The organism is Rhodococcus sp. NPDC054953 (assembly GCF_053609225.1).
The window spans coordinates 1-615 of record NZ_JBSGXD010000084.1 but is presented as its reverse complement, the minus strand read 5'-3'; the positions used below and the strand labels follow the sequence as shown (position 1 = coordinate 615).

The 615-nt window shown below is 72.2% G+C and carries 1 protein-coding gene; it reads right to left on the bottom strand.

Going from position 1 to position 615, the window contains the following annotated elements; all coding sequences use genetic code 11:
* A partial coding sequence (locus ACWF62_RS20635) for an MFS transporter (protein ID WP_452631297.1) occupies window positions 1-615 on the bottom strand: 615 nt, incomplete at both ends.

The following is a 615-nucleotide window of genomic DNA, read 5'->3' as shown; positions in this document are numbered from 1 at the left end:
GCACCAGCTGGATCCCGGCGTCCGCGAACATCGCCAGACCGGCCGCCGCGATGCCGGCCATGATGCGCGGGTCGCGCAGCAGGGTGAAGTCGATCAGCGGGTGCGCCGTGCCGCGCTGGCGGCGGACGAAGAGCAGGAAGCCGACGGCGGCGGCCAGCAGGGCGAGCACGACGTGCAGGGGCTGCGGGGCCGGCTTGGTGATCTCCTTGATCGCGTACACGACGCCGACCAGACCGACCATGATCTGGGTGGAGGCGAGCAGGTCCCAGGGCTTGTCCGGGTTGCCGGAGCCGCCCGGGGCGAGGAAGGCGGCGGCCACCAGGGCGATCAGCACCACGGGGACGTTGATCAGGAAGACCGAGCCCCACCAGAAGTGCTCCAGCAGCAGCCCGCCCACGATCGGGCCGAGCGCCATGCCGAAGACGGACATGGTGCCCCACACGCCGATGGCGATGCCGCGTTCGCGCTCGTCCTCGAAGGTGATGCGGATGAGGGAGAGGGTGGCGGGCATCATCGCGGCGGCGCCGACCGCCAGGAAGGCGCGGGCGCCGATCAGGACCGCGGCGTTGGGCGCGAAGGCGGCCAGGACGGAGGCCGTGCCGAACAGGACCAGGC